We start from the raw sequence: 21,246 nt of genomic DNA on the forward strand, positions 1-21,246 counted from the left end.
CCGGTTTTTAAACTGCCCGCCCGCTGAAGCGGAGCCTGCGCCGGCAGCAGAGGCAATGGTGGCAGGAGCAGAAAGGAAAATACAGCTGCTACGGAAATGCTGCACAATGTCAGTTAGAGAATTCTTCTGATTTGCAGGAAACGGGTGTTGTAACGGGTGCCCTGTACTTTGCTGACTTTAACGCCGCCATTCGAGGAAGAATGCACAAACGAAATGGTATCGCCCGGGGCAGAGATCACAATGCCGACATGGCCCGGATTCCGGACTTCAGGATTCGTTCCGGTAAAAATTACCAGGTCGCCAGGTTTAGCTTCGTTTTTTGAAACTGCTATACCGTTTTTGGCCTGCAGGTTTGAGGAACGTGAAATATCCACGCCGAAGGTTTGAAATACGTGTGTGGTAAAGCCGGAGCAATCGAAGCCGCGGGGGGTAATACCGCCATAGCTGTACGGCTTGCCAAGCAGGGTGAGCGCATACGAAACAATTTCCCGTCGCGATACGGCGCCTTGTGCTTGCGGGACGGGTTTAGCGGGTTTTTGGCGTGCAACTACTGCAGGAGCTGGCTGAGCTTCGGGTGCGGTGTGCAGGGTGTCTTCTGACGCTACAGTAGTGGTGTTAGCAACCATTTCATGTTGTTCCGGTTCCGGGCCCGGAAAAACGAAAGGGAAGAGCAGTAGCAATAAGAGCAGGGGCGAGTAAATAAGGAGCTTTATTTTTTTCATAAGTATGTCGTGTTGTTGTAGTCGTGCTGCCTGTGTTCAGCAGGCGTTCTTATTACAACATCAAAAGTACCCCGAAAAGTTTACTCCCTTAATTTATAGCTTTATCGCTATATTTTAGCTGCTTACTAAATTAATTTCTGAAGTGGAACTATTTAAAGGATGAATGGTATTATAGTGAATGCGCGCCCTTTGCATTTTTTTTAACTTAATAATTTCTTTATGCGACTTTACCATTCCGAAACATTTGATATTTCTTTTATAGAAGCTCAGAACCTGCTGCACCTGCAATGCCAGGGCGATGTGAGTTCAGATGTGAGTTCAGAGGAATGCAAAGCAGGGTTTTTGCTGGCGGTGCAAAATGCCCGCAAAAACCAGGTAAAAAACTGGCTGCTCGATTTTAGGCTGGTAGAGCAAATTACCGATGAAACCTTGTCCTGGATTCAGGTGCAGGTGTTCCCCCAACTGATGGCTTACCTGGGTCCTGCGAATTACCTGGCTTTAGTTGTATCGGAACCCCTATATCAGGCTATGCTGAATGAGTATGGCTATGCCGGCCTGCAAACGTATAACAGTTTTATCATCCTCAATATTTTTACTGCCCCGGAAACTGCTGTAGCCTGGTTACAAGCCTGTACCGCAGTCAGCAGTGAGCCACAGGAGCCCATGCCTTCTGTTAAATGAGCAGCCCAGGCGTGGTACAGATTTTGAAAAGCAGGTTAAAAAGTGTAAAATGCCTGCTTAACCTGATCTAAAACCACATCTTAAAAATGCTTAAACAAAAACAGTTTGCTGTTCTTTTCCTGATTGCCTTTCTTTTTTTCTGTAATGTGGCAGCTACCCTGGCTGCTGACTTACAGTATTTTCTTTCCATGCCTGAGCCCCATACCCATTACTTTGAGGTGGAAATTGAGCTGTCGGGGGCAAAAAAGAAGCACATCGATTACAAAATGCCGGTCTGGGCGCCGGGCTCTTATCTTATCCGGGAGTTTGCCAAAAATGTAGAAAGTTTTGATGCGACCAACAAAGCCGGCGAAGCGCTCCGGGCAGAAAAAATCAACAAGAACACCTGGCGCGTGTACAGCAACAAAAGCGAAACGGTGCGTGTGCGCTATAAGGTGTATGCCTACGAACTGAGTGTCCGTACCAGCTACCTCGATGCCTCGCATGGCTATGTAAACGGTACCAGCGTGTTTATGTATCCTGAGGGGTACCAGCACCTGAACGGAACCCTGGAGGTGAAGCCTTACAACGGCTGGAGCAAAATTTCTACCGGACTGAAAAGCACCGGCCGCTTTACCTACACCTTTCCCGATTATGATATCCTGGCCGATTCGCCACTGGAAATAGGAAACCACGAAGTGCTGACTTTTATGGCGGCAGGTGTGCCCCATGAAGTAGCACTTTACGGGCAGGGCAACTTTGAACCCGAGCGCCTGCTTGCTGATATGAAGAAGGTGGTGGAAGAGGCGGTAAAGATCTTTGGCGAGTTGCCTGTTGACCGCTATGTTTTTATTGTACACAACCTGCTTCGGGGCGGGGGAGGCCTGGAGCATTTAAATTCGACAACGCTGCAAACAACCTACAACAGCTACAACACCGAGCGTGGTTATTCGGGCTTTATGGGCTTGGTAGCCCACGAATACTTCCACCTCTGGAATGTGAAACGGCTGCGTCCGGAACCGCTGGGGCCATTTAACTACGATGCAGAAAATTATACGACGTTGCTGTGGTTTTCGGAAGGCTTCACCAGTTACTACGACGACCTCATTACACGCTGGGCCGGCATCATTTCGCCGGAGCGGTACCTGGAAATAGTTGCCGGAAGTATACATGCCGTAGAAAATACGCCCGGTAACAAAGTGCAGTCGGTGAGCGAAGCCAGTTTCGATGCCTGGATCAAATATTACCGCCCGAATGAGAACTCCAAAAATTCGGAAGTTTCTTATTACACCAAAGGCAGCATCCTGGCTCAGTTGGTGAATATGGAAATTATGGCTGCCACGAAGGGCGAGAAGAGTTTAGACGATCTGATGCGCTACATGTATGACCGGTACTATAAAAAACTGAACCGTGGCTTTACCGAAGAAGAGCTGAAGGAAGCGATTGAAAAGCTGGCCGGTAAAAAAATGGATGACTTTTTCCGCGACTACGTGCATGGTACCAAAACACCCGACTACAACCGCTATTTTGAAGCTGCCGGCTTGCGGCTGGTTAACCTGAACCAGAACAGCCTGAACATTGACTGGGGAGCCTCTACCGCCATGGCCGACGGGAAGATGATTGTACGAAGTGTGAACAGGGGCAGCGGCGCCTGGGAAGGAGGCCTTAACGTGAACGATGAAATTGTAGCAATAGAAGGCAGGAGAGTAACCGGTGATATCGGGGACCATCTGGCCGGCAGCACCCTGGGCGAGAAAGTAGACGTGCTGGTAAGCCGCGAGGGTGTGCTGCAAACCCTGCAAGTGCCCATTCTCCAGGATAAAAGCCTGCGCTATCGCTTCGAGCGCGTGCCAAACCCGACAAAGCTCCAGCAGAAAATCTATAAGAAATGGCTTCAAACCGAAAGCATGTAAGCAAGCGTAAGAGCTTGTGCTGAAACAATGGTGGCAACGGCAGCAAACAAAAACGGGGTTTAATTTACCATTTTTGTTTTGCTGCCGTTGCCACCATTGCTTTACCTGCTGGTTAACAGGAGTTACTTTCTTCGATCAAGGGAAAATGCCCAGCGCTTCGTAGCTCACCCCGATTTTTTCGATCGCAGTCAGAAAAGCAGCTGTCCGGAGATCGGGAATTTCTTTGATGTCCATCACATCGCGTATCTCGTGGTAGGCATTGATCATCGTATCTTCCAGCCCGGAGCGGACCAAACTGATCTCGTCGGACCCCTGAATCAGAAACGACTTTTGCTGTTGGGTCATTTTTTTACCGGTTGATGATTCGATAGCGGATACCAGTCGCCGGTTGTTGGCTTCTTCTGCACGTTTGCCAATCCGCCCGAACCGTACGTTCGACAGGTTTTTCAGCCATTCAAAATAAGAAACCGTAACACCACCCGCGTTCAGGTACAAATCGGGCAGGATGATAACTTTGTTCTGCAGCAGAATTTGTTCCGCGTTTCGGGTAATGGGACCGTTGGCACCCTCTGCTATTATTTTTGCCTTGATGCGCGGCGCATTTTCAGAGGTAATCTGGTTTTCCAGCGCAGCCGGTATCAGGATATCGCATTCCTCTTCGAGTAAGGCAAGCGAGTTCTCGAAATTTTTGGCGTTCTTAAAGTCCAGGATAGATCCTGTATCCACGCGGTGGTGAAAGGCTTCTTTTACATCGATGCCGTTCGGGTCGAAGATGCCACCTTCCCGCTCGGCTATCCCGGTAATAATGGCGCCATCCTGCTGGCAGAAAAGGGCGGCATGGTAGCCCACATTACCCAGGCCCTGCACAATTACGTGTTTGCCTTCCAGTCCTTTTCCTTCCAGGCCTTTGCCCTTGAGCAGTTCCGTATCGCAGAGGCACTCCCGGATGCCGTAGTAAACGCCAAGCCCGGTAGCTTCCGCCCGGCCTCTGATGCCGCCCTGGCCAACAGGTTTACCCGTTACACAGCCCAGGGCATTGGGCTCTCCGTATTTAAAAGCCTGGTACGTATCTGCAATCCAGGCCATTTCGCGGCTGCCGGTGCCGTAATCGGGGGCAGGCACATCCACGGTCGGGCCAATCAGGTTACGTTTGATCAGTTCGGTGGCAAATCGCCGGGTTACCTGCTCCAGCGTTTTTTTAGAGCTGGTGCGCGGGTTTATTTTCACACCGCCTTTTGCCCCTCCAAACGGAACATCTACCACGGCACATTTAAAGGTCATGAGCGTTGCCAGCGCTTTTACCTCATCCTCATCTACCTGTACGCTGTAGCGGATACCCCCCTTAGACGGGAGCTTGTGCTGGCTGTGCTGCACTCTTATTCCTTCGTAAACTTCAATTTTGCCATCTATTTCCACCGGAAAAGAAACTTTGTACACACTGTTGCACGCTTTAATCTGTGCTAAAATTCCCGGGTCTAATCTGGAAAAGCTGGCTGCATAATCGTAAAACTGGTGGACACTGTTTAAGAATTTTGTTCCTTCGTCCTGATGGTTTGCCATAAATGATAGGTTTCGTTTGAGTTTGCTGATTTTAGAACGGTTACAAAAAGCTTTTGTTTTGCTCCGGACACAAAAGTCCCGTTTACCTGGTTGCCTGGTTCCAGGTGAAGCTACTGCATACATCTACTGTTTTTGAGCAGAATGGTTCCGGGGATACCACAGAGGTTAGTTCAAGGTCGGGCGTTTTTTTCTCAAAAAGCAGGAGCAGAGGCTATGGTGGCAGGGGCAGCAGAAAAAAATTTATTTCCCGACCATCCGGTCAGGGTTTTCCGTCAGAAAACTCTTCCACGATTTGGCGCCCGACTTGGCGTTGTTGCCTTTCTGGTAGTGGTGGCAGAGCGCTACGGCTAAGGCATCGGTGGCATCGTAGAGTTTGGGCGCCGGCTCTATCTTCAGGATCTGGGTCAGCATGCTGGCTACCTGCTCTTTAGAGGCATTCCCGTTTCCGGTTACCGACTGCTTTACCTTTTTGGGCGCATACTCCACATAGGGGATGTCGCGCGAAAGGGCGGCGGCAATGGCTACTCCCTGCGCCCGCCCCAGTTTCAGCATAGACTGCACGTTGGTTCCGTAAAAAGGCGATTCGATGGCTAGTTCGTCGGGCAGGTACTCGGTGATGAGCTGCATCGTCCGGTCAAATATTTTCTTTAACTTGACGGCATGATTGGCATAGCTTTTCAGGTGAATAACGCCGTACTGAATAACTTTTACTTTGGAACCGGTCACTTCGATCAGTCCATAGCCCATCACATTCGTACCGGGGTCTATGCCTAAAATAAGCTTGTTGGAAATAAGGGCGGGGGTGGAAATCATAGCCTGCAAATTTAGACAATTAATGAACATTGTTTCAAAGAGAAGGTTCCTTTTATATCTGGGCAAGGCGCTGGTGGTGCTCCTTACGTTGCATTTTCTGTACCAGACGGTCTTTACCGCTCCCGATACCTTCCTGACCTGGCGCCTGATTCTGCAGCACGCTCTGCAAAGCCCGCTGCGCTTCCTGGTGGTGCTTACAGCGCTCCTGATTCCGGTAAACTGGGGCTTTGAGGCGCGTAAATGGCAGCTGCTGGGCAGAAAAATAGAGCCTTTATCGTTCTGGCGGGCTTACCGCGCCGTGATGGTGGGGCTGACGCTGGGTTTTATCACACCCAACCGCCTCGGTGATTATGCCGGCCGGCTGCTGGAGCTGCGGAGCCGGCAGCGCCTGGATGCCATCGGGGCTATTTTCATTGGCCGCTTCTGCCAGCTGGTGGCAACGGTGGTGATAGGCACATTCGGACTGCTGTATTTTTTATCGCGTTTTTACTGGCATGACTACCCGGGCGTTTGCCTGAGCTTAACCTTTCTGTTGCTGTTACTGAACATTGCCATTTTGCTGCTGATGTACAATGCACGGGCGCTGGTAGCACTGGTGGCAGCGGTTGGTCCGCTGCGGAAGCTGGTGCGGTATGTAGCCGTGATGCGCAGCTACTCTTCGGCTGAAATTACGCGCCTGCTGTGGCTCTCGCTGTGGCGCTACCTGGTGTTCCTGTTCCAGTTTGTGCTGCTGTTAAAGCTGTTCCGCGTGGAGCTGTCGGCGGTGGAGTACCTGAGTGGTGTGTCGGGTGCTTTTTTCCTGAAGTCGGTAGTGCCTTCTGTTACCATCCTCTCTGACCTGGGGGTGCGTGAGCTTTCGTCGATGTACCTCTTCGGGCTGCTGGGGCAGGAGCGCTTGCAGGTGCTGAGTGCGAGCCTGAGCCTCTGGCTGCTCAACATTGCCGTGCCCAGCGCGCTGGGAATTATTTTCGTGCTGCGGCTGCGGTTCTTCCGGAAAGGGGGCGAAGCTTGATTCTACTGCTCCTGCTTTCGTTGCTGGCGTACGGCTACATCATTCTGCAGCGCTGGGTCGCCTGGCGCAACATGCCGGATGTTGTCCTTCCACCGGCATACGAGCCCCGTACCTTGCTGTCCGTTATCATCCCGGTGCGCAACGAAGGCGCACATATCAGCCACCTTCTTCACGATCTGGAACAGCAACAGTACCCGCACCACCTGTTCGAGGTGCTGGTGGTAGACGATCATTCCGACGACACCACAACTGCCCAGGTAGAGGATTTTATCGAAAACAGCCCGCTGCAGCTGCGCCTGGTCAGGCTGTCGGCGTACCAGGGACTGATGCAGAAAAAGGCTGCCGTGAAAAAAGGGGTGGAGCTGGCAAAAGGAGAGCTGTTGGTGCTGACCGATGGCGACTGCCGTGTGCAGCCCGAATGGCTGGCGCTGTACGATTACCTGTATGTTTCCCAAAAGCCCCTGTTCATCAGTGGTCCTGTCTGTTTCGATCATACCGAAACACTTTTCGAGCGCATGCAGCTGGTGGAATTTGCTTCGCTTATCGGGATTGGCGCAGCCTCTATCGGGCTGGGAAAGCCGAACATGTGCAACGGCGCCAACCTCGCCTACACCCGCCAGGCATTTGAAGCGGTAGGAGGTTTTGCCGGGAACGAGGGCATTGCTTCGGGCGACGATGAGTTCCTGCTGCACAAAATCAACCGCCGGTTCCCGGGCAGGATTGCCTTCCTGAAAAACGAAAAAGCTGCGGTTTATACTTCAGCCCGCAAAACGGTCGTTAGTTTTCTGGCGCAGCGGGTGCGGTGGGCCAGCAAATGGAAAGCATACCAGGAGTGGCATGTAAAACTGGTGGCGCTAAGCGTTTTTACGGTTAATCTGTTATTACTACTGATTATTCCTATGGGGCTGACCGGCAAAATACCGTTTTACATATTTCTGGGGGCTTATTTTATTAAATTTGGGATAGATTTTATATTTTTAGAGCGTATACTCCTTTTTTTTGGGAAACGAAAGTACCTTTTTTACATGCTTCCGCTGCAGCTGGTGTATGTACCCTATGTGCTGATTACCGGCATAACAGGCCTGTTTGGCCGCTATAGCTGGAAAGGACGAAAAATCCGGAACCTATGACTGAAAACGAATTTGATATACTGGACGAGCTGTATTTTGTAACCTCCTACCGCGACCTCCGCTCCACTTTGTCCATGGATGATGAGGAACTTTGCGCGGCCCTGTCGGGGTTGCTGGCGAAAGGCTACATCAAGATTCTGTATCCCGATCCGGATACAGAACACGAATACAATTCGGCCGAATTCAGTATGAACTGCAGGGATTACTTTTTTCTGGCAACAAAGGCAGGTCTGGTGGTTCATAACTCCGTCTGATGGCAGTACTGGCAAAGAATCCTGTGCCGTCCAGGCCACCTTCTTACTACATCAGGCAACGTTTACTGCAGAATAAGCCTGCCATGGTTGGGTTGCTGCTTATCCTGCTGTCGGTGCTGGTGGCGCTGGGAGGGTATGCGCTGATGCCTGACAGTACCCCCAATGCCAACAACGGACTGGTGCAGTTCCAGAAGAAACCGCCCGGCTTTTCGGCGCAGGTGCTCCGTATACCACGTCCGGTAGAAGCGACTGCCGATGTGAACTTCCTGGAGTTTGTGCTTTCCGGAAAACCGGCCGCCTACGCAGAACTGCCCATCGAAAGTTACCGGTTTACGCGCGACAGCCTGTATGTGCAGCCCCTGCGCAGCAACAATGCCCTGGCCGACCAGGTGCGCGGGTTTTCGCTGCAGGAAGTGGTGGCAGAGCCGGGGCAGTACCGCACCCGCGGGCATCTGGTACAGACGATAGAAGAGGAGCAGATCGTGGCGCGCACCTTCTGGCTTGGAACCGACAAGGCCGGGCGCGATGTACTGAGCAGGCTGATCCTGGGTACCCGCATCTCGCTGGGAATCGGGTTTGTGGCGGTGCTCATATCGCTGGTAGTAGGAATAACCGTCGGGGCGCTGGGTGGTTACTTCGGGGGCTGGGTGGATAAGCTGATGCTGTTCCTGATGACGGTGGTGTGGTCGGTGCCCAGTATTATGCTGGTGATCGCCATCAGCCTGGCGCTCGACAGCAAAGGCGTTTGGGTAGCTTTTGTAGCAGTGGGCCTTACCATGTGGGTGGAAGTGGCCCGTGTGGTGCGGGGGCAGATACTGGGCCTGAAGGAGAAAACGTACATTGAAGCTGCCCGCGTGCTGGGTATAGCGCAACATAGTATCATTTTAAAGCACCTGTTGCCCAATATGATCGGGCCTTTGATTGTTATCGCCACAGCCAACTTTGCCGCTGCCATTTTAGTAGAAGCCGGTCTTAGTTTTTTAGGCCTGGGTGTGCAGCCGCCGGCACCCTCGTGGGGGATGATGGTAAACGAAGGTTTTCAGCTGATTGGTGCCAGGGCTGGTCTTTTTTTAGTACTTTTACCAAGTATTTGCATTAGCTTGCTCGTACTTGCCTTTAACCTGCTGGGTAACGGCTTGCGCGATGCTTACGATCCTAAAATACCAATTTCGAATGCCTGAAATCGTCGTACCAACTGTACAGCAGGAACTTAATCTGAAGAAACTGGAGCTCTCGGCTTTGCTGGAGATCACCCAGGCGATTAATGAGAACCTGCCCGATAGTGCTCTTTATAAAATTTACCGTTTTACGCTGCTGGCACAACTGCAGATAAAGCGGCTGGTGCTGTTTGTGCACGACGAAGTATGGTCCTGTAAAGTTTGCTTTGGTACCGATGAGGAATTCAGCAGGTGTGAACTACCCGAAGAAATTCTGTCACTCACGGAAATTACCTACACCTCCAAGCTGCAGGTGCCCCGCAGGTGGCGTGCGTTCGAAAACGTTATTCCGATTATGCACAACGGCAAAGTGCTGGCTTTCGTGCTGATCGGTAAAGTGCAGCCGTACTACACCAACCTGGAGGCGCTTAATTTCGTGCAGACGGTCAGTAACATTATGCTGGTGGCTATCCAGAATCACAAGATGGCAAAACAGCGGCTGGCACAGGAATCGATTCGGCGTGAGATTGAAATTGCCCGCGAAGTGCAGAGCATGCTTTTCCCGAAGTCGCTGCCAAACGACAAAGATGTTACGATTCATGCAAGTTACATTCCGCATTCTTCCATCGGGGGCGACTATTACGATTTTGTAGAAATTGACCAGGACCAGTTCCTGTTCTGTGTGGCCGATGTATCGGGGAAAGGGGTGCCGGCATCGCTGCTGATGTCTAACTTCCAGGCCGGGTTGCGTACCATCCTGCGGCAGACGTCCGACCTGAACACCGTGGTTGCCGAACTGAATAATCTGATCTACCGGAATGCGATTGCCGAGAAATTCATCACGGCATTCCTGGCTGTTTATAACCGTAAAACCCGAGAGCTTTGCTACGTTAATGCAGGACATAATTCCCCGATTCTGCTCTACAGGAGTAACGAGCACCGCCTGCTCACCGAAGGGTGCACCATGCTGGGTGTTTTTGATGTGCTGCCCTTTATGTCGGTTACCCGGATACAGGTACCTGAACACTCGGTGCTGCTCTGTTATACCGATGGCCTGACGGAAGTGTTTGACGCCGAAGAAGCCGAATATGGCATTGAAGGCACCATCAAGTTTATGCAGAAACACCGCTTCGTCAGCTCCCGCACCTTACACATGCAGCTGCTCAGCGAAATAAACCTCTACAACGAAGAAGCCACTTTTAGTGATGATATTACGTTGTTGTCGTGTCGGTTTAAATGATTTTAATGTGCTAATTTTTTATGTGCCAATAAGTTAATGTGGGAATGGAGGAATGGTAATTTGTATCATTGTAAAATAACATGGAATCGAAAAAAGCTTCTTTCTTTTGTTGCATGCATTCCTGCTGTTTTCCCACAAGATCCTTTACAGGAAGACAAAAATGGAGTGGCGAATAAGGAAGCACCTAAATCTTCTTTGGTATGATCAAAAGAGTAATATAAAATCACACCCATCCTTTCATCACTACCATCAACGGTTCAGACTATTCACCCATCAGCACATTAACAAATTAGCACATTAACACATCAGCACATTCAACTTGCTTCGCCTCTACAGAACACCCCACCTGATCCGGAAGCTGATGACTTCTTACACCTGGAACAGACCGCAGGAAGGGAAGAAGCTGTACCTGACCTTTGACGACGGACCAATACCGGAGGTAACGCCCTTTGTGCTGGAACAACTGAAGGCGCACCAGGCGAAGGCAACATTTTTCTGTGTGGGCGAGAACCTGGTACGGCATCAGGAAGTGGCCCAGCAGGTGCTGGCCGACGGGCATGTGCTGGCAAATCACACCCATAATCACCTGCGGGGCTGGGTTACGGAACTGCCTCGTTACCTCGAAAATGTACAGCTGTGCCAGGCCGAACTCGAAAAACTGCAGCAGCCATTGCAAAGTAAAAAACTGTTCAGGCCGCCACACGGGCGCATCACGTTTAAACAGGCAGCAGCCTTACGCGAGACTTATGAACTGGTGATGTGGGACGTACTTACAAACGATTTCGACGCGAGCCTCGGTCCGGAAGCTTGTCTGCAGAAAGCGCTGAAATATACCCAATCCGGCAGTATCATCGTATTCCACGACAGTTTAAAAGCAAAGCGAAACATGATGTATGCCTTGCCTCGTTTCCTGGAACATTTTACCACCCGTGGCTTTACCTTCGACACCTTATGATGTTTTCGGTAGCGTACTTTCTGCTTTATTTTTCAGTTTTTCAGGTGCTGGTATTCCTGCTGGTGTTCAACCGGAAAAAATATGCTGCACAACCCGCAGATATGCCCCGCGTCAGTATCCTGATTGCGGCCCGGAACGAGGAAAAAACAATACGCCGCTGCCTGCAGGCCATCGAAAAGCTCGACTACCCGAAAGAAAAAATAGAAGTACTCATTGGCGACGATGCCTCTACCGACGCTACCAGGGCAGTAGTCGAAGCCTTTATCCAGGATAAGCCCAACTATACCTGCATCAGCATCCGCGAAACGATAGGCCTGGCCCGTGGAAAAGCAAACGTGCTGGCGCACCTGGCCAAAAAAGCAACCACCAACTTCTACTTCTGTACCGACGCCGACATCGCAGTGCCGCCCCAATGGATTAGGACCATGCTGGCACAGGTGCAGGAAAATACGGGTATTGTAACGGGCGTAACCACCATAACCGGCAAAAGCCTCTTCGCCAGGCTGCAGCAGGTAGACTGGGTTTACGCCCTCGGGCTCATGCAGGTAATTTCCGACATGGGCAGACCGGTATCGACTATGGGCAATAACATGCTGATAACCCGCGAAGCTTACGAAGCCGTAGGCGGTTTCGAAAACCTGGAATTTTCCGTAACCGAAGACGTGGTCATCTTTAAGCATGTATTGAAGGAGGGCTTTGATTTCAGTAATATTTATGACCGGAATGTGCTGGCCTGGTCGCTGCCTGCCGGAACCCTGAAAAATTTTCTGCACCAGCGCAGGCGCTGGATGCGGGGCTCCATGCAGTTACCCCTCTACATGAAGCTCATCCTGATTATGCATGCGGCCTATTACCCGGTGTGGCTGCCGTTTTTTGCCTACGTTTCGGCCAGCACTTTTTTTGCCGTTTTCGGACTCAAGCTCGTGCTGCAGAGTCTGTACATTCACATCTGCTACAAGCGGCTGCAACTGCGCCCGCCCTGGCACCTCTACCTGCTGTTCGAGCTGTATATGATCGTATCGTCAGTCATTCTCATTCTTTATTTCTTCATGCCCGGTGGCGTTCGCTGGAAGGGGAGGACCTACTAAAAGTAAATTCCGGCTTTGAAATATCTGCTGCAGCTGCCACCACAGCCACTGCACCTCTCCCTGAAGCAGAGTGGCAGGTGTGGTGGGCGGTACTGTAATAGTTTTTTTGCGCTGCAGAAGCAATGGTGGCAGGTGCTGCAGAATTAATTTTGTGCAGCGGCAATGGTGACTGCTGCAGTTAACTGCAGCCTGCAGCACAAAGCGGAAAAAGGTGCGGATCGTGGGATTTATTTTACCTCAAACGCGTATATTGCAGATTAATAGCAGCAACAGCAGACGATCAGTTCGTTTGCAGCTGCACTGCCGTATTTTTCAGGAATAAATACTTGATAATGTCTTTCATAGATTCCCACGCACACATTTATGCCGAAGCTTTTAAAAACGACCGAGATAACATCATTGCCAAAGCTACAGCGGAAGGAGTGGCGCATATTTACATGCCCAACATCGACCACACGTCCATTGATGTGATGCTGGAAACGGAGGCGAAACACCCGAAGGTGTGCCTGCCCATGATGGGGCTGCACCCGACATCGGTAGGCGCTGATTTTGAAAGGGAGCTGTACCTGGTTGAAGAGTGGCTAAGCAAGCGGAAGTTTGCTGCCGTAGGCGAATGCGGCATCGATTTGTACTGGGACAAAACCTTTTTTCCGCAGCAGCAGGAAGCTTTAAAAATACAGCTGGAACTGGCCAAAAAGCACCAGCTCCCCATTGTGCTGCACACCCGCGACTCATTCAACGAAACCTATGAGCTGGTGGCAGCGGCTCAGGACGGCACCCTCCGTGGTATTTTCCATTGCTTTACGGGCACAGTAGAGCAGGCAGCAAAAGCAAAGAAACTGAATTTCCTGCTGGGCATCGGGGGTGTGGCGACCTTTAAAAATGGCGGCCTGGATAAAGTGCTGCCCCACCTGGACCTGAAGGATATCGTGCTGGAAACTGATTGTCCGTACCTGGCGCCGGTGCCGCACCGTGGCAAACGCAACGAACCGACATACATAACGCTGGTGGCAGAACGGGTGGCGGAACTGATGCAGCAGCCATTCGAAGAAGTGGCCGCTCAAACAACAAAAAATGCGTTGGAGCTATTTAAATTATAGCCATGAAAGTAGTTAAAGTAGAAATCGATACGGCAGCACCTGCCGATCCGGAAGCGTCGATACTCATCATCTATACCGGGGGAACCATTGGGATGGCTTTCGACGAGAAAGCAAAGCACCTGGTGCCCTTTAACTTCAATATGATCCTGGATAAGGTGCCGGAGCTGCAGCAGTTTAAATACCTCCTCACGGTTATCAGCCTGGACCCGCCCATCGATTCCTCCAATGTAACTATTCCTACCTGGGTGATGCTGGCGCGCCTGATAGAAGACAATTATGAGCATTACGACGGTTTTGTAATTCTGCACGGCACCGACACCATGGCCTACAGCGCCTCGGCGTTGAGTTACCTGCTCGAAAACCTGAACAAGCCCGTTATTTTCACCGGCGCCCAGGTACCGATTGGCCGTGTGCGGACCGATGCCCGGGAGAACCTGATCACGGCCCTGCAGATAGCCGCCACCAAAACAGATGGGCATAGCCTGGTGCCGGAGGTTTGTATCTTCTTCCACACGCTGCTGCTGCGCGGCAACCGTGGCAAGAAAGTCGAGAGCAGTCACTTCAATGCGTTTAAATCGGAAAACTATCCCTTTTTGGCGAAAGCAGGAGTTAACATAGACTACTATTGGAGCTACATCAGGCCACATGCTACCGGACCGCTTAAGGTGCACTACCACATGGATAACAATGTCGCCATCCTGAAACTTTTCCCGGGCATTACAAAACCGGTAGTGGAAAGCCTGCTGCATGTACCGGGCCTGAAAGGGGTGGTGCTCGAAACGTTTGGCGCCGGAAACGCCCCCACCAATCCCTGGCTGATCGCACTGCTTCAGGATGCGATAAACCGTGGAATCTTCATTCTTAACGTGTCGCAGTGTGATGAGGGTCGTGTAGACCAGGGTCGGTACGAAACGAGCAAATACCTGCTGAACATGGGCGTGATAGGCGGCGCAGATATTACTTCAGACGCAGCCATAACCAAGATGATGTACGTACTAGGCCTAAACCTGGAGCCTGAGCTAACGAAGCAGGTGCTGGCCATGGATTTGCGTGGTGAGATCACAATTTAAGGTGCAGTTGGTGTAAAATTACTTGCAACTGATAAAATTATTCTGTTATATTTGCATTCCGAAACAGAGAGGTGTCCGAGTGGTTGAAGGAGCACGCCTGGAAAGTGTGTATACTCCAAAAGGGTATCGCGGGTTCGAATCCCGCTCTCTCTGCTGGTAACCCTACCAAACGAAGTAAAAAGCCCGTAAATCGTAAGATTTCGGGCTTTTTTGTTTTTACACCCCCGCTAAAACATTCAGATTTTCTCAATCCTTAGGGGTTCAATTCGGTTACCCAAGATTTTGTTATTTCCGGGTAACCGAATTCCTTGTAAGGTTTTGGCTTTCATGAGGTTGTACAGTAATTGTACATCTTGTGGAGCCTTGGTTCGATTATTATTTTTAACCAATGAAAGGAGAAAACGGAATGGACACAAATATCAGCATCCTGTTTTATGGCAAGACAGCCAAAACGACCAAAGACAATCTACTGCCCATCTACCTGCGCGTGACCATCAATGGCAAGCGGTTTGAAACCAGCACACACCGGCACATTACCCCCGGCAAATGGTCGGTGGAGGCAGGACGGGTGAAAGGGAATTCGGAAGAAGCCCGTAGCATTAACACCTACCTGGATACGCTCCGGTCGCAGGTGTATGCCTACCAAAGCGAGTTGCTGAAAATGGGGAAACCGGTAACGGTGGAGACTTTCAAAGAGAAGTGGCTGGGGGTGGAAGAGAAGCCTGTGATGCTGCTGGAGGTATTCCAAAAGCACAACGACCAGGTAGAGAAGTTGGTGGGAAAGGATTTTGCACCCGGTACACTGGAACGCTACAAGACTTCCCTCCAGCATACCCGTAGCTTTATCCAGTGGAAGTACCAGGAAGATGATCTGGATGTCAAGAAACTCAACTACGGTTTTATCGCTGACTATGAGTTCTGGCTCAAGTCCGTCAGGGGCTGCGCTCATAATACCACTATGAAATACCTGGCCAACTTCAAGAAGGTGATTCATATTTGCCTGAAGAACGGATGGCTGGAGCGGGATCCTTTTATTGGTTTCAAACTGATCAAGAAAGAAGTAGTGCGGGATTTCCTGACGAAGGAAGAGCTACAAAAGATGGCGGCCAAAGAGTTTGAAATGGAACGCCTGGAGCAGGTGCGCGATATCTTTCTCTTCAGCTGCTTTACCGGCTTGGCCTATGCCGATGTGCACAAGCTGAAGCGCTCGGAAATTGTGACCGGGCTAGATGGGGAGAAGTGGATTTACACCAGCCGCCAGAAAACCGATACCACCTCCCGTATTCCTCTGTTGCCCACCGCCCAGACAATTATGGAGAAGTATAAGGAGCATCCGCAGTGTGTGAACCAGGACAGGGTGCTGCCGGTGCTGAGCAATCAAAAAATGAACGCTTACCTGAAAGAGATTGCCGATTTGTGTGGTATCAAGAAATCCCTTACGTTCCATATAGCCCGCCACACGTTTGCTACTACTGTTACGCTTTCAAATGGCGTGCCTATCGAGTCGGTAAGCCGGATGCTGGGGCATACGAACCTGAAAACGACGCAGCATTATGCCAAGATTCTGGATAAGAAGGTAAGCGAGGATATGCAGCTGCTGCGGCAGAAGCTGGTGAGTTTATAAGAGGTACTATTGATTTGCATTAGAAGCCCGTTTGTTCAGTGATAGTACTACTGTTGGGTTTTTGCTAAATAGTTTCAGACAGTATTAACTAATATTTTTCTTTCGTAATCCTCTCACATTCAACAATGGGAGGTTACGAAAGAAAAATTCCTTGCAAATGAGGTAGTTTGTAATAGACTGTTTTGTCATGGCTGTTTCGGTTTGAGAGCTTTGAAACGTAAAGCAGCCACTGCCAGAACTTTTTTTGCCTTAGGCCCATGAAAGAATATAGGACTTGATTGAATCTTGTACTGACTAATATAATCTTTTTCATAAATTTGCAATTCGCGAATCACGAATTTTAAATTTATGAAAAAGCACAGCGGTATGCGCCCCCAAGATATCGTTATCCTGCTTGCCATTGTTGCAAAAGGAAACGCTCCCTGGATGATGAAAGACATTGCCCAGGAGACGAACATTAGCCCATCTGAGGTAACAGAATCGCTGAACAGGTCCTATAAGGCGGGCCTGATCGATAAATCAAAGAAAAAAGTAATGCGGCATGCTCTACTGGAGTTTCTCACGTACGGCTTTAGATATGTTTTCCCACAAGAGCCAGGTGCTACTGCCAGGGGAGTGCCGACAGCCTTTAGCGCTGCTCCCCTGGACAAATTGATCATGAGTACTGAAAAGCTGGTGTGGCCCTATGCTAAAGGGAAAGAGAGGGGGCAGGCTGTAGAGCCACTTTACCCGTCCGCCGTAGTGGCCGCACTTCAAAGTCCCGGGCTGCACGAGCTTTTAGCACTGGTGGATGCGCTTCGGCTAGGACGCGCGCGGGAGCGGGAATTGGCAAGCCTGGAACTAAAACAACGTATCCTGAATGAACGGTAACATTATTAATATAGAAGTTATTAAAAAGGTCGCGGTTGGCCTGGAGGAGCTACGGGAGAAGGTTGTGTTTGTCGGGGGCGCTACACTCAGCCTATATGCGACCGACCCTGCGGCAGATCCTGTTAGGCCCACAAGCGACGTAGATCTAAGCGTATCGCTTGCCAGCTACGGCGCATGGAACAGGCTTCAGGAGCGTCTGCAGGAGCTAAGGTTTTTCCCTGACCCTTCAAGTAAAGTAATCTGTCGCTTTAACTATGAGGGTATCACGATTGACGTGATGCCTGATGACCCGGCAATCCTGGGATTTACAAATCCTTGGTATCAACCAGGCTTAGACCATTCGCTGCTTGTTTCTTTGGCCGGGCAGTTGAGTATTCGAATTCTGCCTGTGTCGTACTTCCTGGCGACTAAGTTCGCTGCCTTCCACAACCGCGGAGGCGATCCGCGCACCAGCCACGATTTTGAGGACATAGTCTATGTGACGGACAACAGGCTTGAGTTAATAAAGGAGATTATTCAAGCGCCGGAAGAAGTTAGGGTGTACCTGCAGCAGGAGTACAGACAATATGGAAAAGCCGTTACCGGGAGGAAATGTTAAGCTGTCACTTAACCGATCTGGAGCGTCTGCCCTTACTGGAGGAGAAAATCGAGCAGATAGTGAATCTATAAGGGTAAAAGCTTTCTTTTCAGCAGGGATATAGGTTGTACAAATTATCCAAGCTATAAGAAGGTTTAAAAAATATCCTTTGTTGTTACTCAATAATACTCTAATGACCAAAAAAAGGGCTACAAGAGCCCTTCGTCTGCGAAAGAGTAATAACTCTCGCTGGTGAGGATAATGTGGTCGAGTACCACAATGTCGAGCAGTTCCCCGCCTTGTTTTAATTTCTTGGTCAGCTGTAAGTCTGCCGCGCTTGGCTTGGTGTTGCCGGAAGGGTGGTTGTGGCTGAGGACGATGGAGCTGGCGCAGGCTTTAATGGCTGCAGCAAAGATGAGCTTTGGGTCCGCTACGGTGCCCGCGACTCCTCCGGTAGAGAGTTCATAAATACCCAGCACCCGGTTTGCGCGGTTGAGCAGCATCACCTTGAACTGTTCCACAAATTCCATCTTGCCCATATCCCAGCTTTTTCGGAGCACTTCGGCACAGTCGGTGGAGCTGGTAACCTGTGGGCGCTCGGATGGTTTTACTTTGGAGCGGTAGGTGAGTTTGATTTCAGCTACTCTGTTTAATGCGGATTTTTTTGGCAGCTTTTCCATAATCTTAACTTTTTGAAGTTTGAGGAATTGATTATGGTGCCCACCCTGCCTGGCGGACGGACTAAGGGCAAGGTGGAGCCTGTAAAAATGCGGAGGGCTCCCTCTGGGATACCCATTTTTCCAGGACTACCTTGCTCCCGTGTCCGGACGGCCAGGCTACCTTTGCAGCAGAATGAATGCCAATGGACTTTTGCATTATGGTGTCTTTCTCAAAATTTTTGAAATGGCTTCAGGTTGGACATTGAAAGGGCTTACTCAAAGGCAGTCTAAAGTAATTCGGTATTAAAACAACCACTAGCAGGAACGGGTGATCTGATTTGGCCTTCCCGTACTTTCATAGCAGCACAACATCAGGTAAGAGAAAAGAGATGCTAAGGGCTGCCGGGAAGAGGCAGCCCTTAGCCATTTTTAAGCGGCCGACTGGACGGCAGGGGTTGTTTCCTGGTCCGTTTCCGCTTTTAGGTCCAGCAGGTAGCTGGCTGCTTTAAATGCCTTGGTGCTGGCGTAGATAAGCATGGTCTTATCATCTTTGAACTTGCTGGCCCACCCTTGCAGGTATGCCACCGAGTTCTGGAATACGTCTTCCTTTATGCCGGTGAAGGCACTGAGGAAACTTGCCCCCATCTCAGCGATTAACTCCTCTTTGCTGTAGTTTTCATCCCCAAAGCGGCTTTCCTGATTTGTAAAGCGGTTGAGCCTGTCGGGGTGGCCTGAAGCGTGAATGAGTTCGTGAAAAAGCGTGGTGTGATAGGCCTGGGCAGAGACGAAGTTTTTAAGCTCCGGCACCTGTACCGTGTCGCTGGCGGGTGCATAGTAGGCTTGTGAACCGCCATGCAGGATCCGTGGGGCAGGCTGGGGATACTGGTCCACTACCCGCTGGCATTCTTCAATCACCTGCTGATCGGTCCGTTCGAAGGTTGCCGGTAATGTAAAGTCAATACCTTCTACCTGGTCTATGTTGAACACCGTCCAGAGGAAAGGAACAAATCTGATAGCCTGTGGCGTCTCTTCTTCCTGCACCTCGTCCTTGCTGCCGGTTTGCGGCCCATACACCTTCCAGTAAATCACCTGGGTTCCTTTCTCGCCCTTCCGGATGTGGCCACCCAGCTCCTGTGCCTGTTTGAAGGTAAGGAAATAGGGGGCTGTGAAGTGGCGTTTTTCGGTGATGTAGTGGAGGTAAAAAGCGTTGAAGCCTTCGTAGTGCCGGCCGGATTGGTAATTTTTTGGAAGGCCGAAGGAGCTCCAGGGCTTTTGCCAGAGGACGTTTCCCTGTTCGAGTTGCGAAATGACCTCGTTTGTCACCTGCTCAGCCAGTTGATAGAACTTCTGATAAGCAGTCTGTCCGGATTTTTTGGTGTGCTTTTCCATAATCTTAATTTTTTGAAGTTTGAGGAATTAATTATGGTGCCCACCCTGCCTGGCGGACGGACTAAGGGCAAGGTGGAGACGAAAAAAATGCGGAGGGCCTCCCTTCAGGGATACCCCTTTTTTTCGTACTACCTTGTCCCGTGTCCGGCAGCCAGGCTAACTTTGCAACAGAATGAATACCCCCGGACTTTTGCATGGCAGTGGCTTCGCGCCTCTTTTGGTGTGTTCTTGCAGCAAGTGCCAGTTTTCGGTTACACCAATTCGGGAAAAGAGCCTTTCGTTGCCGAGGTTTTAGCTATAGCTTATAGCGTAGAAGCGCGTGAGGGATAGAGCGGTTGTTTGAGCTCCTCCGGCATACGCAGTAACCGGAGAGCGAGCCGCGAGAGCCCGACGGCTTTGCCGGCACGCCCTCTTTTTTGTACTGCACCTGCCACCAAACCCACTGCTGCCGGGCACGACGCTCCTGGAATGAATGGTTATTTGTGGTGTATGTGTCTGCTATTAGGCTATCATAAAAATGCCCCTGCATTTGGGGCAGGGGCATTTTTATCAAAACTGTATTGTGGGTGCGGGTTTGCGTAACGAAGAGGAGGAGTATCTATCAGATAGACATGCCTTTCTTACGGGACTTTTTCATCTCCTGCTTTTCTTCCGCTACCACATCCTGTTGCTGGCTCTTTTTCGGAGCGCTCTGCTGCTTTACAGATTCTGCCGGTGTCACCTCCTGTTTTTGCTGAAAGGTTTCCCGCTTTACCGGTTTCATGTGCTCGTCAAACACGTTGATGGTTTTGTACTGCGGGCTGGCTTCAATGAAGCGTTTCACCTCCTGTCCCTCCTGCAGGGCTGTTACCTGCAGCGTATTTCCTTTCTGCAGGTAACGCATCATCTGCTCCTTCTGCTCGGGGTCCTGGAGTTCTTTGATGGCATACTGTTTCAGCGTTTTCTCCAGGTCAAAGCCATAGTTTTCGTGGTACTGCTTTACCTTGTGGTTGCCGTGCTGATCCTTCTCGCCTAGGTCCAGCTGGAGCCAGGCTTTGTAAGGCTGGCCTTCTGCATTTACCAGCTCTTTATGCACCGATCGTCCGTTTAGCAGGTTGTAGGCTTCGCGGGAAGTGATGCCGCTGTTTTTGTTGACGTAAAACGTCTGCGATAACTTTTCGGCAGTGGTGTCGGGTTTGAGGGTAGCGTCGTACTTGTTAAAAAAGTACATGTCGTTTTGGTCGGACCTGCGGAAGTGCAGCGTGTAATCCATCGTGCTGTTGAAGTAGGGTTTCTGCATCTGCAGTTGAAACTCCGGCTTTTGCTCCCGCACGTTCTTTTCCAGTTCCTCGTTGAGGTTGGTGCCAAAGCCCATGTACTTGAGGCCTTCTTTCAGGTAATCCAAGTTGTTCTGGTTCATAGGAGTAAGAATTTAAGTGGTTGAAATAGCTGTGTTGGAATTATATTCAGAGCA

At 50.5% G+C, this 21,246-nt stretch carries 20 protein-coding genes and 1 tRNA gene; 15 read left to right on the top strand and 6 right to left on the bottom strand.

Translation table 11 applies throughout. The annotated features are described in order from the left end of the window. Nucleotides 1-113: 113 nt before the first annotated feature. Nucleotides 114-722 (bottom strand): C40 family peptidase, encoded by a 609-nt coding sequence (locus DCW36_RS04845; RefSeq protein WP_114782309.1) that lies wholly within the window; start codon nt 720-722, stop codon nt 114-116. Between the two features lie 219 nt (nt 723-941). Between DCW36_RS04845 and DCW36_RS04850 the strand changes: the two genes are divergently transcribed. Further along, nucleotides 942-1,403: a hypothetical protein gene (locus DCW36_RS04850; RefSeq protein WP_128396945.1), complete on the top strand. Its 462-nt coding sequence runs from the start codon at nt 942-944 to the stop codon at nt 1,401-1,403. An 86-nt stretch (nt 1,404-1,489) separates the two neighbouring features. Next, a complete protein-coding gene (locus tag DCW36_RS04855; protein ID WP_240676055.1) occupies nt 1,490-3,295 on the top strand; it encodes a M61 family metallopeptidase in 1,806 nt (601 codons plus the stop codon). Between the two features lie 135 nt (nt 3,296-3,430). On the opposite strand, the gene DCW36_RS04860 is transcribed toward DCW36_RS04855, so the two are convergent. After that, a complete protein-coding gene (locus tag DCW36_RS04860) occupies nt 3,431-4,855 on the bottom strand; it encodes a Glu/Leu/Phe/Val family dehydrogenase (RefSeq protein WP_114782311.1) in 1,425 nt (474 codons plus the stop codon). Between the two features lie 240 nt (nt 4,856-5,095). After that, nucleotides 5,096-5,668: a crossover junction endodeoxyribonuclease RuvC gene (gene ruvC, locus DCW36_RS04865; protein WP_114782312.1), complete on the bottom strand. Its 573-nt coding sequence runs from the start codon at nt 5,666-5,668 to the stop codon at nt 5,096-5,098. 22 nt (nt 5,669-5,690) lie between these two features. Between ruvC and DCW36_RS04870 the strand changes: the two genes are divergently transcribed. The 13 genes from DCW36_RS04870 (at nt 5,691) to DCW36_RS04930 (ending at nt 17,766) form a co-directional block, all read left to right on the top strand. Then, entirely contained in the window at nt 5,691-6,680 is a 990-nt protein-coding gene (locus DCW36_RS04870; RefSeq protein WP_114782313.1) for a lysylphosphatidylglycerol synthase domain-containing protein, read from the top strand. Further along, nucleotides 6,677-7,810: a glycosyltransferase gene (locus tag DCW36_RS04875; protein WP_114782314.1), complete on the top strand. Its 1,134-nt coding sequence runs from the start codon at nt 6,677-6,679 to the stop codon at nt 7,808-7,810. Before DCW36_RS04870 ends, DCW36_RS04875 begins: the two co-directional genes overlap by 4 nt. Next, complete coding sequence (locus tag DCW36_RS04880) at nt 7,807-8,064, top strand: hypothetical protein (protein ID WP_114782315.1); 258 nt, start codon at nt 7,807-7,809, stop codon at nt 8,062-8,064. The genes DCW36_RS04875 and DCW36_RS04880 overlap by 4 nt, the downstream gene beginning before the upstream one ends. After that, on the top strand, nt 8,064-9,245 hold the full coding sequence (locus DCW36_RS04885; protein ID WP_114782316.1) for an ABC transporter permease: 1,182 nt from the start codon (nt 8,064-8,066) through the stop codon (nt 9,243-9,245). Before DCW36_RS04880 ends, DCW36_RS04885 begins: the two co-directional genes overlap by 1 nt. Continuing rightward, entirely contained in the window at nt 9,238-10,461 is a 1,224-nt protein-coding gene (locus DCW36_RS04890; RefSeq protein WP_114782317.1) for a PP2C family protein-serine/threonine phosphatase, read from the top strand. Before DCW36_RS04885 ends, DCW36_RS04890 begins: the two co-directional genes overlap by 8 nt. A gap of 319 nt (nt 10,462-10,780) precedes the next feature. Beyond that, nucleotides 10,781-11,416: a polysaccharide deacetylase family protein gene (locus DCW36_RS04895; protein ID WP_114782318.1), complete on the top strand. Its 636-nt coding sequence runs from the start codon at nt 10,781-10,783 to the stop codon at nt 11,414-11,416. Then, nucleotides 11,413-12,504 (top strand): glycosyltransferase, encoded by a 1,092-nt coding sequence (locus DCW36_RS04900; protein ID WP_114782319.1) that lies wholly within the window; start codon nt 11,413-11,415, stop codon nt 12,502-12,504. The genes DCW36_RS04895 and DCW36_RS04900 overlap by 4 nt, the downstream gene beginning before the upstream one ends. A gap of 332 nt (nt 12,505-12,836) precedes the next feature. Next, nucleotides 12,837-13,604 (top strand): TatD family hydrolase, encoded by a 768-nt coding sequence (locus DCW36_RS04905; RefSeq protein ID WP_114782320.1) that lies wholly within the window; start codon nt 12,837-12,839, stop codon nt 13,602-13,604. Between the two features lie 2 nt (nt 13,605-13,606). After that, a complete protein-coding gene (locus DCW36_RS04910) occupies nt 13,607-14,674 on the top strand; it encodes an asparaginase (protein WP_114782321.1) in 1,068 nt (355 codons plus the stop codon). 65 nt (nt 14,675-14,739) lie between these two features. Then, nucleotides 14,740-14,827: transfer RNA gene (locus DCW36_RS04915), tRNA-Ser, on the top strand. A 235-nt stretch (nt 14,828-15,062) separates the two neighbouring features. Next, nucleotides 15,063-16,298: a site-specific integrase gene (locus DCW36_RS04920; protein ID WP_240676056.1), complete on the top strand. Its 1,236-nt coding sequence runs from the start codon at nt 15,063-15,065 to the stop codon at nt 16,296-16,298. Between the two features lie 348 nt (nt 16,299-16,646). Next, nucleotides 16,647-17,168: a hypothetical protein gene (locus DCW36_RS04925; RefSeq protein WP_240676057.1), complete on the top strand. Its 522-nt coding sequence runs from the start codon at nt 16,647-16,649 to the stop codon at nt 17,166-17,168. After that, nucleotides 17,158-17,766: a nucleotidyl transferase AbiEii/AbiGii toxin family protein gene (locus tag DCW36_RS04930; protein ID WP_114782322.1), complete on the top strand. Its 609-nt coding sequence runs from the start codon at nt 17,158-17,160 to the stop codon at nt 17,764-17,766. Before DCW36_RS04925 ends, DCW36_RS04930 begins: the two co-directional genes overlap by 11 nt. A 188-nt stretch (nt 17,767-17,954) precedes the next feature. Here the strand turns inward: DCW36_RS04930 and DCW36_RS04935 are convergent, their stop codons facing one another. The 3 genes from DCW36_RS04935 to DCW36_RS04945 all read right to left on the bottom strand — a co-directional run bounded on the left by DCW36_RS04935 (nt 17,955) and on the right by DCW36_RS04945 (nt 21,192). Further along, nucleotides 17,955-18,425, bottom strand: a complete 471-nt coding sequence (locus DCW36_RS04935; RefSeq protein WP_114782323.1) for a JAB domain-containing protein — start codon at nt 18,423-18,425, stop codon at nt 17,955-17,957. 408 nt (nt 18,426-18,833) lie between these two features. Continuing rightward, the gene (locus DCW36_RS04940; protein ID WP_114782324.1) at nt 18,834-19,793 is read right to left on the bottom strand and encodes an ArdC family protein; all 960 of its coding nucleotides are present in this window, start codon (nt 19,791-19,793) and stop codon (nt 18,834-18,836) included. 601 nt (nt 19,794-20,394) lie between these two features. Continuing rightward, the gene (locus DCW36_RS04945; RefSeq protein WP_114782326.1) at nt 20,395-21,192 is read right to left on the bottom strand and encodes a hypothetical protein; all 798 of its coding nucleotides are present in this window, start codon (nt 21,190-21,192) and stop codon (nt 20,395-20,397) included. Nucleotides 21,193-21,246: the final 54 nt, after the last annotated feature.

It is taken from the genome of Botryobacter ruber, assembly GCF_003347595.2.
GTDB lineage: Bacteria > Bacteroidota > Bacteroidia > Cytophagales > Hymenobacteraceae > Pontibacter > Pontibacter ruber_A.

What these genes read in the sequence shown, in the direction of transcription:
- DCW36_RS04910 (WP_114782321.1), top strand. Translation starts at nt 13,607, where the DNA reads ATGAAAGTAGTTAAAGTAGAAATCGATACGGCAGCACCTGCCGATCCG.
- DCW36_RS04905 (WP_114782320.1), top strand. Translation starts at nt 12,837, where the DNA reads ATGTCTTTCATAGATTCCCACGCACACATTTATGCCGAAGCTTTTAAA.
- DCW36_RS04945 (WP_114782326.1), bottom strand. Translation starts at nt 21,192, where the DNA reads ATGAACCAGAACAACTTGGATTACCTGAAAGAAGGCCTCAAGTACATG.
- DCW36_RS04900 (WP_114782319.1), top strand. Translation starts at nt 11,413, where the DNA reads ATGATGTTTTCGGTAGCGTACTTTCTGCTTTATTTTTCAGTTTTTCAG.
- DCW36_RS04885 (WP_114782316.1), top strand. Translation starts at nt 8,064, where the DNA reads ATGGCAGTACTGGCAAAGAATCCTGTGCCGTCCAGGCCACCTTCTTAC.
- DCW36_RS04940 (WP_114782324.1), bottom strand. Translation starts at nt 19,793, where the DNA reads ATGGAAAAGCACACCAAAAAATCCGGACAGACTGCTTATCAGAAGTTC.
- DCW36_RS04855 (WP_240676055.1), top strand. Translation starts at nt 1,490, where the DNA reads ATGCTTAAACAAAAACAGTTTGCTGTTCTTTTCCTGATTGCCTTTCTT.
- DCW36_RS04870 (WP_114782313.1), top strand. Translation starts at nt 5,691, where the DNA reads ATGAACATTGTTTCAAAGAGAAGGTTCCTTTTATATCTGGGCAAGGCG.
- DCW36_RS04880 (WP_114782315.1), top strand. Translation starts at nt 7,807, where the DNA reads ATGACTGAAAACGAATTTGATATACTGGACGAGCTGTATTTTGTAACC.
- DCW36_RS04920 (WP_240676056.1), top strand. Translation starts at nt 15,063, where the DNA reads ATGAAAGGAGAAAACGGAATGGACACAAATATCAGCATCCTGTTTTAT.
- DCW36_RS04860 (WP_114782311.1), bottom strand. Translation starts at nt 4,855, where the DNA reads ATGGCAAACCATCAGGACGAAGGAACAAAATTCTTAAACAGTGTCCAC.
- ruvC (WP_114782312.1), bottom strand. Translation starts at nt 5,668, where the DNA reads ATGATTTCCACCCCCGCCCTTATTTCCAACAAGCTTATTTTAGGCATA.
- DCW36_RS04850 (WP_128396945.1), top strand. Translation starts at nt 942, where the DNA reads ATGCGACTTTACCATTCCGAAACATTTGATATTTCTTTTATAGAAGCT.
- DCW36_RS04845 (WP_114782309.1), bottom strand. Translation starts at nt 722, where the DNA reads ATGAAAAAAATAAAGCTCCTTATTTACTCGCCCCTGCTCTTATTGCTA.
- DCW36_RS04890 (WP_114782317.1), top strand. Translation starts at nt 9,238, where the DNA reads ATGCCTGAAATCGTCGTACCAACTGTACAGCAGGAACTTAATCTGAAG.
- DCW36_RS04925 (WP_240676057.1), top strand. Translation starts at nt 16,647, where the DNA reads ATGAAAAAGCACAGCGGTATGCGCCCCCAAGATATCGTTATCCTGCTT.
- DCW36_RS04930 (WP_114782322.1), top strand. Translation starts at nt 17,158, where the DNA reads ATGAACGGTAACATTATTAATATAGAAGTTATTAAAAAGGTCGCGGTT.
- DCW36_RS04935 (WP_114782323.1), bottom strand. Translation starts at nt 18,425, where the DNA reads ATGGAAAAGCTGCCAAAAAAATCCGCATTAAACAGAGTAGCTGAAATC.